A 9,419-nucleotide genomic window follows, 5' to 3' on the forward strand; every position below is an offset into this window, starting at 1 on the left:
TAGTTGCTGGTATAGCCCACATCGGCGGTGAGGCCGAAGTTGTTGTATACCCAGCCGCCGTAGAGGCTCACGCCCCAGAAGTTGAAGCGGTTGTCCGTACTGTTGAAGTCCCCGCTGGACTGGGCATAGCCCGCGCCGATGTTGAAGGCAGCGCCAAAGCGGAACATGTCGTTGACAGTATAGTCCGCGCCAAAGGCAATTCCGCCCAGGCTGCTGTGGTATCCGCCCTCAAAGTTGCCGGACTCCATGCCCCAGACGTGGTTGGTCTGGTAGAGGGGCATGAGCCACAGGCCCAGGCCGTTTTTCATGCCGTCGCCCGCGCTCATGCCGGAAAGGCTCACGCCTTCGGCATCCCGCCGCAGAGCCACGGCGTGCTGCCTGCCCACGCGCGGCCGGCCCAGGGATGTACGGTTCAGCGCCGCGCCCGAAGCCACGTTGGCCACGTTCATGGTGCTGGCCTGCACCGCGCCCACCGGGGCGATCTGGGCTGCACCCTCGATGGTGGCCGCGGCCTTGTCGCGATCCTGCCGACCGATGTAATTGTCGCTCACCGCGCGGGAAACAAAGCGCACGCCCGCATTGTCCGAATCGGGATTGATGCCCGGCTGCGCCACCATAGTGTCCACCAGCGTTCCCATTTCGTGAGACAGGCGGGGGAAGCGGCTTGCGGCGGCATTGGCCTTCAGGGTCACGCTGTACGTACCGGTGGCCGCAGCAAACGTGCCGCCTGTGGCGGAAAGCAGGGCAGAACTGGTGGTCAGGCTATCGTCTGTCCAACTGTCGGCAGCCTTGGTGGAGGCGCCAAAACCGTCGGTGATGTGCACTGTGGCATTGTCTTTGCCGCCCACGATGTGCAGCTTGGCTCCGGCGTCCACGGTGAGGGTGCTGGTGCCTCCGCTATCGCCTGTCAGGGCCACATTGTCGCCTATACCTGCGGCGTCCACCACCAGCAGGGATTTGGCGGCAAATTTTGCGGTGTCGGCAGTGGCCGGAGCACCGGGATTCGTCCAGGTTCCGTCCACATTGATGCCGCCTGCGGCATCCAGGGTCTGGGGAGCGCGCAGGGCCAGAGCCGCGGTAACGTCCTTGCCCCAGAAACCGTGCCCGAGATTTTGGTAGTTTGCCACTTCGTTCCGCAGCCATCCGGCATCGGTGCTGCCCAACGAGACCATGCTGTTCTGCCCCACGTTCATGAGGGCGTTCACAGAGTCGGAAGCAAAGGTCAGGCCGCCCATGGACGCGTTGGACGTGTCGCCGTCCGCCACAAAGGGCGGGTCAAAATCAATACGGCCGCCCTTCATGTCCAGCCCCAAGGCAATGATGGTGCCCTTGCTCTCCTCATTGCCCACGGTGATGTGCGTGTTGGCATTGCCGGTGATGCCGCCCTTGACCGTGAGCGTGGCGTCATTGATCACGTTGATGGTGGTGCTTGTGCCTGCTGCGGAGGCGTTGATACCGTCGTTGACCGTGTGGCTGCCGCCCTGCACATTGACGGTATTTTTGCTGGTACCCGCAGTTGTGATACCGCCGTTGATGGTATGGCTGCCTCCCTGCAGGCTGATTGTGTTGGTGCCGTCTCCAGCGGCTCTGATGCCGCCGTTGATGGTATGGCTGATATGGCTGCCGGAAGTGACGGTGAGGGTGTTGCTGCTCGCAACGGCTCCCTGCATGGTGATGCCGCCCTCCAGCGTACGTGCGGTGGCATTGGCCGCAGCGGCACTGCCCAACTGCAGGAGCGCGTCATTCAGAGCAATACCGGCCTCGGAAAAGTTTGACGTATTGCCGGTGAGGGTCAGGCCCGCTCCGTCCTGCACTGTGGTTGTTGCCGAGCCTGTGATACCGCTCACGGCAACGCCCTGGGAAATAGCAGTTCCGTCACTTTCCACAACAGCGTCAGGCAGGGCGACACTGGCGTCGGAAAGCTCATGCAATTTCTTGTTCTCCATATCACTGACTGTAACACCGGCAATGGTTCCCTTGCTGTCACCCGCCAAAAGACTGTTCTTTAGTGTGGTGAGGGTGCTCAAGCTCAAAGGTGCGCTGCCCACAAGATCTAGAGTTCCGCCAGCCAGTACCAGAATTTCTGCCACAGTGGACTTGCGCACGGGAGAGGTTCCAGAACTGTCAACCACCGCGCTATACTGTACTCCCAGTGTGCCACTTTCGTTTATGACAATACCTTTGCTATTGGTATGGGCAGAGTCATTGGGGTCAGGGCATACGCCAACAGCTTGGGAAGCCACCGCATCATTGACCACCAGTCTGGCGGGAGCATTCGCCTGAGGGTCGCCCACCAGCACAAGGCCATCGCCTGTTTGGGTCAGTTTTTCGATAACCCATGTTCCGCTTTCCACCCTGAAATGACCGGGCCCCGATCCAGTGCTGGAAGCCTTGACTTCCGCATCGGCCGTTTGCGTAAGCCCCGAGCCCTTGTCATTGAAGGCTACCGCGCCCGCTTTCACTTCTATCATTTCGCCGTTGAAAAAAGTGCCCTGCTGTACACCACTGAATTGTACGTTCGATTTTCCCGTGTGCGTATAGGTATTTGTGTCCGTATCCAGTGTAATCCCGCCGACATCAAGCATCCTGTCCACTCCCAGGGCCATATTCACATCGCCGTCGGTAAGCTTCAGCATATCACGGACTACAAGCTGCCCATTGGCGTCAACAAAGATTTTTCCATTGGCGGCCCCAGTATCAACGATGCCGTCTTTCGCTACGGTCAGATTCTCCACAGAGAGTCTACTCCACTCTTCTCCGCCGCCAAGAGTGATTGTGCCCTGATGCAGTTCCAGAGTTTCCAGACCCGTCAGAGAGCCTTTATTTGTGATGGTCAGAGCAGCGTCGGGCTCCAGAAAACCCAGATGTGAGCCTGTCACCGTGCCGCCGTCAATGATGAGAGTGTCTGTCGCCAGCAAACCTGTCCCGGGACTGCCCACTCCCGGCGTGCCGATGTGCAGATTTTTCGCCGAGTGCAGCGCACCGCCAGCCTTCACGGTCACAGTTGTTCCGGTCACCTTTCCCTGCCGCGCAATGTTCAGCGTACCGCCATTTTCCACATCAATGGTGGTGTATTCTTCCTCAACGCCGTCCGCCACCTGTTGCGGAGTGTCAATAGTAGCGGGCCCAGCGGCCAAAGCCGTGCCGCCAAGCAAGGTTGCGCCGAGCAGCATGCCGCCGAGCGCGTTGAGTACGCGGCATTTTTTCAGAACCGCCCGGTACCGCTGCACAAGCATGCCCAGAGCGGCTTGACTGAACTGCATATAGACCTCCTCAAAAAAATCTTGCGACCACAATTATGTAAAATTGGACGCCGGTCAATATACTACTAGCGAATGGGCGCTGTTTCAGGGAATTCTTGTACGATGGAAGGTTCCGTATGCCCCTTCGGAGCGGCGTTCCGGCGCGAACGCCAGCAACGGGAAATTTCGCAATGGATGTTAGCCAAACGTCTGGACTACCACACGCGTAATATCCAGCGCATTGAGGGAGGTTTGCGCCAGCCCGGCGTGGAACTTGCTCTGCGCATGCTGGAAGCCATAGGCGCTGATCCCGGAGAGTTTTTTCGCCTGCTTTGCGTTGAGGCAACGGAAAAAAGCGATACTGCCCCGTCAGTATTGCCGGGCAGCGTGGACGTGGCGTACCAGAAGCCGGAAGCTGCGGAAGGTATGAGGAGTTTTTTCGGGCCGCTGTTGGTTCAGGCCCGGCAGGCAGCCGGGATGTCGCAAACCGCCATGGCCAGGCGCGCAGGCTACAATCTGCGCAATGTCAATACGGTAGAAAGGGGCAGGCAGGAGCCGGGCGTCATGTCGGCCCTCGCCCTTGCGGCTGCCACCGGCGTTGAAGTGGGAGATTTTTTTGCGCATCTGGCCCTGTTTTCGGGCACTGCGCGCGGTGTGTACGGGTCCGGCTCGGGCGGGAATGGGCCTTACGGTTAACGCGATGGTCATTCACGTCAGAGGGGATGGCGGGTGCGGCACGTTAGCCGGGGCGCGGAGGCACGCCCCATGCGGAAGCGTGGAGGGAATGGCACAAACGGCTTCAGTTCACGCCTGCTCCAGAAATAGCGGAAGGAGGTGCACCTCCTGGGTTTGCTCTTCCGTGCGGCCGAGCCGCCAGGTGGTTTTGTCGGCTTCCCAGCCGAGTTTTGCGGCCACTTCCCTGACAATCCCTGCCACATTGAGCACCGGGTGGCGCGCAAAGACCTGGGGCAGGCCGTATGTCAGGTTGCATGCCAGGCATTTCCCGGGGCGCTGGCGCAACTCGAAGTCCAGGCGCGCCTCCCGGGGAGAAACATGGCGGCAGACAAGGCGAATGTCGTACGCGCCTTCTTCCGCGCCCCCGAACAGGGCGTCAAAAAAAGCGTCAGTTCTTTCTGTGGGAAAAACCTTGTCCAAAAAAGTCTGATCCAGGCTGTTCATGGAGGTTCCTTTGTGTCTGAAGCTTTTCGCGCGGGCAAGGCGGCCCCCCTGATGCGCTTTTGCGTGCCTGTGCGCTATCGTGCCGAAAGGGGGCGACAGGGACAGTCTGTTTTTTCGGCAGCACCGGAGCCGCTTTTCACCCCGTCTACATGCCGCCGTGCGTGAGGTGGCGCATATCGTTTTCGTCAATGCGCACATCGTGCCTGGGCAGGCGCGCCAGATCAAAAGCGGGTAGCAGTTCTGCGGGGCTGACCTCTTGAACTGTGTCCTGAAAACCCGCCTTGTACCCCAAAAAACCGATCAGGCGGCGGGGGGGAACTCCCATGTTCCGCAGCGCGTGCAGTGTGAGGCTGTGGTGCCTTTTGGCCAAGCGCTGCCCCTCTGCATCCAGCAGCAGGGGGAAGTGCACATATTGGGGGGGAGGGTAGCCCAAAATTTCCAAAAGGGCAATCTGGCGCGGCGTGGAGGGCAGGATGTCCCGTCCCCGGACGACCTGGGTGATGCCCATCAGCGCATCGTCCACCGCCACCGCCAATTGATAGGCAATCACGCCGTCGGAGCGGCGCAGGGCAAAATCGCCTCCATAGTGCTCCGGCAGAAAATTCTGCGGCCCCTGCACGGCATCGGCAAAGGCTATGGGAAAAGGAGGACAGCGCAGGCGCAGGCAGGCGGGCCGCCCCTGCGCCAGGCGTTCCTCGCGCTGCCCTGCGGACAAATGGCGGCATGTGCCGGGGTAGGGCGCTCCCACGTCATCAATGTGCGGAGCCGCGGCCAAAAGGCGCAGTTCCCTGCGGGAGCAGAAGCAGGGATAGGTCAGCCCCTGCCGGGCAAGCCGATCCAGAATGGCGGCATACACATGGCCGCGCTCGCTCTGCCGGTACGGCCCGCGCTCGTCGGCAGAGCAAACGCCGACGCCCGCATCCCAGTCCAGGCCAAGCCAGGCAAGGTCTTCAATAATTGCCTGGGCGTAGTGGTCTTTGGAACGTTCGGGGTCAATGTCTTCCAGCCGCAAAACAAGCGTGCCGCCACAGGCTCGTGCCGACAGCCATGCCAGCAAAAAGGCCCAAGCGTTTCCCAGATGGAGGCGGCCGGTGGGGCTGGGGGCCAGCCTGCCACGAATTTCACCGGGCATGCGTTTCTCGTGAATGCTGTGTGAGTTTGTGTCGCCCCAAGGGCTAGCGGCGAGAGCAATTTGCCATGCGCTTTTCGCGAATGCTGGGCATTGTGTCTGCCGTGCAGCCTGTTGGCCGCCAATGCTCGCGGGCAGGCCGCCTCGGTGTAAAATCCTGCAACAGGTGTTTCGCGTGCTGCGGCGTGCGCAGCCACGTTACGTCAGGAATTTTTGTTTTTGGGGGAAGGTTTTTTCCGACTGTCTGTTTTGGCCGCCACCTTGGGGGCCGAAGCCTTTTTGTCGGCCTTCTTGTCGGTTTTTTTGTCTTTCTGTTGGGAGTTTTTCTTTTGGTTGTCGGCCTGACGGCTCTTTGTGTTGTCAGCCTGTTTTTTCTGCTTTTCAGGCTTGCGCGCATCGGCGACAAGGGGAGAGCGCGACTTTTTGTTTTCCGCCACATGGGCGGACTTTTTCTTCTGTTTTTTGTCCGCCACGTGGGAGGATTTTTTCTGTTTGTTTTTTGCAGAGTTGCGGGAGGACGCCTTGCGGTCGCGCGAAAGCTCGCGGGCGGCCTTTTCCGCCCGGAAGTCGGTGAGGCGGCTTTCTGCCTGCGCCACAAGGTCTTCGTTGCCGTGCAGGTTGACCCGGCGCGCGCCCAGGAACGTGTCTTTGAAATACGGATCATTCAGGGAGTTGACGCGTACAGAACTGCGCTTGCGCGGGCTGTGGATGAACTGGCCGTCACCCACATAGATGCCCGTATGGTATCCCCGGCGCGGATGGCGAAAAGCCACAATATCTCCGGCGCGCATGTCTTCCACGCTGCTGATGCGCTGGCCAACAACAGACTGCTCCCGCGCCGTGCGGGGCAGCTTCACCCCCACACTGTCATAGGCCCAGCACACAAGCCCGGAGCAGTCGAACCCGCCCGGAGCCTTGCCGCCGGGCACATAGGGGGTGCCGATGGCGGAACGGGCCTTGCGCAAAAGCTGCTGGCTGCCCTGCTGCTGTTTTTTGTCAAAAGAAGCTTCGTAGGAGCTCCGGAAGCGTTTTGCGTAGTCGGCTTTGCTGTTCCTGTATGCGTACATGCCGTTGTCCGCACGGGCGCTGGTATCCTCGCTCTGCCTGCGCGCGGCGGTACAACCGCAAACCTGCACACAGAGAACCGCCAGTAAACACAACTTCAGAAGATTGCCCATCCTTGCTCCGTTGGGGACGCCATGTACCGCAGGGTCGGCAGGCTGCTCAAGGCGGCCAAAACCGCACACCCCGCGCTGGCGGTAAACGTCATGCTCTTGTGTCCAGCAGAACTCCCAGCATGGCGTCGGCAGTACGCACCACTTGCGCGTTGGCCTTGTAGGCATGCTGGTTGGAGATCATCCTCGGTATTTCCGTGGCAAGATCAGTGCCGCTTGGCCGTATATCGCGCGCCACACGGCTGGTAACATCAAAAACGGCCCCGGCCACAGGCGGATCTTCCTGCCGCAGGACGGCAGGCACAGACGGATCAAGGCTGAAGCGCGCACGTTGGGGAATATAGCCGTTGGTGCTGATATTGGCTATATTGTGCGCGCTGACGGCCTGCGCCCTTGCGTGGACGTTCATGGCCGTTGCGCCGAGGTGCAGAGTGCTGGATATGGTTCCGCTCATAAAAATAGCCTGAAAGACGTTAGCACAGGAAAAAGGGAATTGCAAAAAAAATTTGGCCTGCGAAAAATCTTTTCAATTCAGGCCGTTCCTGTCCGCAAGGTACGCTCAATGCAGGCAAAGGCATTGTGGTTGTGGATAGACTCCATGCTTTCCACCTCCACCCGAAACCATTCTACCTGGGCGTGCTCCGACAGCTTGTGCGCGACGTTCCGCACCACATCCTCCACAAAGAGCGGGTGGGCAAAGGCCTGCTCCGTAACAAATTTCTCGTCTTCGCGTTTGAGCAGGGTATAGAGCGCTGAAGATCCGGATCTTTCCGCCATGTCAATAAAATCTTCCAGCCAGGAAAACGTGCGCATGCGCATGCGCATGCGCACCAGCGCCCGCTGGCTGTGCGCCCCTTCCCGGCTAATGGCCTTGGAGCAGGGGCATACTGTCATGACGGGCACATCAACGCCCAGCAGAAAGGACTGCCCCTCGTCGTCCAGTTCTGCCGTAATGCAGCACTGGTAGCTCATGGGCGCGGGGATGGAGGATGCCGGAGCCGGTTTGGTGATGAAATAGGCAAAGCTGAAGCGGGCATATGCCTTTTGCGCTCCGAGCTTCTCCTTGATGGTCAGGAGCAGCCGCCGTATGGACTGGTAGGAAATTTCGTCGTTCCAGTGTTGCAGGGCTTCCACAAAGCGGCTCATGTGCGTTCCCTTGAACGCCGAGGGCAGGTCCACCCCAAGGTCCACGCTGGCCACAGTCTGCTGGGCTCCCTGACTTCTGTCACGCACACGCAGGGGCAGCCGGAGTTCCCTGATGCCCACCCGGTCTATGGGCATGGCGATCCGGGGGCTATGGCTCTGCACGTCTTCCATCATGCCAGATCCTGCCCCGTGGTGGTGGTAGTGAACGTGCCGTGCTTGACGCCGCGGCAGGAGATGAGCCTGTCGGCCAGGGCGCGTATGCGCTGCGGCTCTCCCTTGAGCACAAGCACTTCAAGGCAGTTGTGATGGTCCAGATGAACGTGCAGCGTGGTGACGATGAGATCGTGCGCATCGTGCTGGATGGCCATGAGGCGTCGCGCAAGGTCGTGCTTGTGGTGATCGTACACCAGCGTGAGCGTACCCGCGCCGCTGGCGTCGCTCTGCCATCTTTCCTCGATCAGGGCCTTGCGGATGAGATCCCGTATGGCCTCGGAGCGGTTGGAATAGCTCTTGTGCCTGCACAGGTTGTCAAAGGGCTCCAGCAGGTCTTCGCTCAAGGAAACGCCAAAACGTACAAGCTTTCCCATAAAAAATCCTGTGGCATTTTTTTGCGGGGGAAGTGCTGTGCGCGCCCCCTCCACGGTTTTTGCCAGTTCCGCCGGTCATGCCTGCCCGGCCGATGCGCCGCGCCGTATTTCCCACACCGTGACGGTTACGGGCACCGGCTGGGCGCAAACAGGCGGGACTTCTTCTGTATGCACGCTCTCAGTGCGCCAGCCACTCTCGCGCAGCGACCGCAGAAATGTTCCGTATATGCTGCGGCCCGGCTCGGCAATCCATGCTGCGCCGTCCGGGGCCAGGGCGTGCCCCAGAAAGCACGTTACAGGAGGGACGAAGCGCTCTTCATACATGATGTCGCCGCCCCAGAGGCGAAAAATGCTGCCCGGCTTGACAGCCGGGTGCCGCCAGTCCATGACTGTCCATAACGGTTGGCCCGCAGCATTGTGGTGGGCATTGCGCCTGGCAAAACGCAGGGCTTCCGGTTCATAATCCGCCGCCAGTACGCGCGCCCCCAGCCATACGCCCGTCAGCGCGCACAAGCCCAAGCCGCAGCCGAGGTCAAGGCAGATCCGCCCGGAAATCTCCCGCCTGCGGCGGGCGAGCCAGGAGCACAGGGCAATGCTGGACGGCCAGATCTCCGTCCAGTAGGGCAGCCTTTCGTCGTGAAAGTCGTCCTCGCCCATCTCCTGCCAGAGTTGTTCGAGGTTTGCGGCTCGCTCCATATGCCAGAGCCTCCCGGCCGCGCGGACGTGCAGCGCCGCTTCATGGTGGGGATGGCGTGTGGCGGCATCGCGGCAGGGGGGACAGGATGGGCAGGGCACATTCATGGCGGGAGGATACCGCAATGGCAGGCGGCTGTACAGGGCGCGTTTTTTTGTGATTGTCAGGTGAGTTTTTGATTTTGGGCAAGAAACCGATTGACATGAGGGGTGGGGTTGGTTCATAAGGAGGTTTCGCGCTGTGGACTTTTGTGGGGCAAAAACTTTT

The 9,419-nt window shown here is 60.3% G+C and carries 9 protein-coding genes; 1 reads left to right on the forward strand and 8 read right to left on the reverse strand.

Annotation, left to right across the window (positions count from 1 at the left end; all coding sequences use genetic code 11):
* A partial coding sequence (locus EII23_RS11115) for an autotransporter outer membrane beta-barrel domain-containing protein (RefSeq protein ID WP_148091255.1) occupies positions 1 to 3,263 on the reverse strand: 3,263 nt, incomplete at its 3' end.
* 102 nt (positions 3,264 to 3,365) lie between these two features.
* Between EII23_RS11115 and EII23_RS11120 the strand changes: the two genes are divergently transcribed.
* The gene (locus EII23_RS11120; RefSeq protein ID WP_185702380.1) at positions 3,366 to 3,938 is read left to right on the forward strand and encodes a helix-turn-helix transcriptional regulator; all 573 of its coding nucleotides are present in this window, start codon (positions 3,366 to 3,368) and stop codon (positions 3,936 to 3,938) included.
* 108 nt (positions 3,939 to 4,046) lie between these two features.
* Here the strand turns inward: EII23_RS11120 and EII23_RS11125 are convergent, their stop codons facing one another.
* The 7 genes from EII23_RS11125 to EII23_RS11155 all read right to left on the reverse strand — a co-directional run bounded on the left by EII23_RS11125 (position 4,047) and on the right by EII23_RS11155 (position 9,259).
* Complete coding sequence (locus EII23_RS11125; RefSeq protein WP_124793436.1) at positions 4,047 to 4,421, reverse strand: hypothetical protein; 375 nt, start codon at positions 4,419 to 4,421, stop codon at positions 4,047 to 4,049.
* A gap of 145 nt (positions 4,422 to 4,566) precedes the next feature.
* A complete protein-coding gene (gene gluQRS, locus EII23_RS11130) occupies positions 4,567 to 5,553 on the reverse strand; it encodes a tRNA glutamyl-Q(34) synthetase GluQRS (RefSeq protein ID WP_124793437.1) in 987 nt (328 codons plus the stop codon).
* A 200-nt stretch (positions 5,554 to 5,753) separates the two neighbouring features.
* Entirely contained in the window at positions 5,754 to 6,728 is a 975-nt protein-coding gene (locus EII23_RS11135; protein WP_124793438.1) for an NlpC/P60 family protein, read from the reverse strand.
* Between the two features lie 88 nt (positions 6,729 to 6,816).
* The gene (locus EII23_RS11140; protein ID WP_124793439.1) at positions 6,817 to 7,179 is read right to left on the reverse strand and encodes a flagellar basal body rod C-terminal domain-containing protein; all 363 of its coding nucleotides are present in this window, start codon (positions 7,177 to 7,179) and stop codon (positions 6,817 to 6,819) included.
* Positions 7,180 to 7,256: 77 nt separating this feature from the next.
* Positions 7,257 to 8,042: a GTP cyclohydrolase FolE2 gene (folE2, locus tag EII23_RS11145; RefSeq protein WP_124793441.1), complete on the reverse strand. Its 786-nt coding sequence runs from the start codon at positions 8,040 to 8,042 to the stop codon at positions 7,257 to 7,259.
* Positions 8,042 to 8,458 carry a nickel-responsive transcriptional regulator NikR gene (gene nikR, locus EII23_RS11150; protein ID WP_124793440.1) on the reverse strand — a complete coding sequence of 139 codons (417 nt, stop codon included), beginning with the start codon at positions 8,456 to 8,458 and terminating at the stop codon, positions 8,042 to 8,044. Before nikR ends, folE2 begins: the two co-directional genes overlap by 1 nt.
* A 75-nt stretch (positions 8,459 to 8,533) precedes the next feature.
* Complete coding sequence (locus EII23_RS11155) at positions 8,534 to 9,259, reverse strand: methyltransferase (RefSeq protein ID WP_124793442.1); 726 nt, start codon at positions 9,257 to 9,259, stop codon at positions 8,534 to 8,536.
* Positions 9,260 to 9,419 lie beyond the last annotated feature (160 nt).

The organism is Desulfovibrio sp. OH1186_COT-070 (genome assembly GCF_003860215.1).
GTDB lineage: Bacteria > Desulfobacterota > Desulfovibrionia > Desulfovibrionales > Desulfovibrionaceae > Desulfovibrio.